This is a genomic window from Arthrobacter sp. 01N442 (assembly GCF_056399345.1).
In genome coordinates, this window is sequence record NZ_JBFTRD010000019.1 from 1 (window position 1) to 378 (window position 378).

1 protein-coding gene is annotated in these 378 nt (G+C 73.3%); it reads right to left on the reverse strand.

All coding sequences use genetic code 11. The features are described 5' to 3' along the window. Window positions 1–378, reverse strand: a 378-nt coding sequence (locus AC1DNC_RS16775; protein ID WP_476863658.1) for a hypothetical protein, incomplete at both ends; no start/stop codon positions are given.

Here is a 378-nt window from a genome sequence, read left to right on the forward strand (position 1 = left end):
GGGGATGGACATGGCGTGCCCATAGCGCGTGACGTCGATGCGCGCGGCGAGCGAAGGCAGGTCGGGGTGCGGCACCGACAGCTCTGCGAGCAGGTCGTCGCGCCAGCCGCTCCACGGCCGATCGAGCAGCAGCTTGCGACCGTCCGCCGCGTCGTAGCCGCTCGGCCCCAGCGGGCGGTACCAGCTGAGGACGGTGCCACGCGGCGTGGGGTCGAGCGACTGGTGCCGCGCGTCGACGTAGCCGAGGCCGCGCGTACCGTGGATCACGTTGTCCCAGCTCGGCGCTGCGCCATGGCGGTCGGCCAGCGGGCCGCGCAGGTGAATGTTGGCCACGAGCCAGGGCGCGTAGCGCACGTGGGCCGCGGCGTTCTTCAGCAC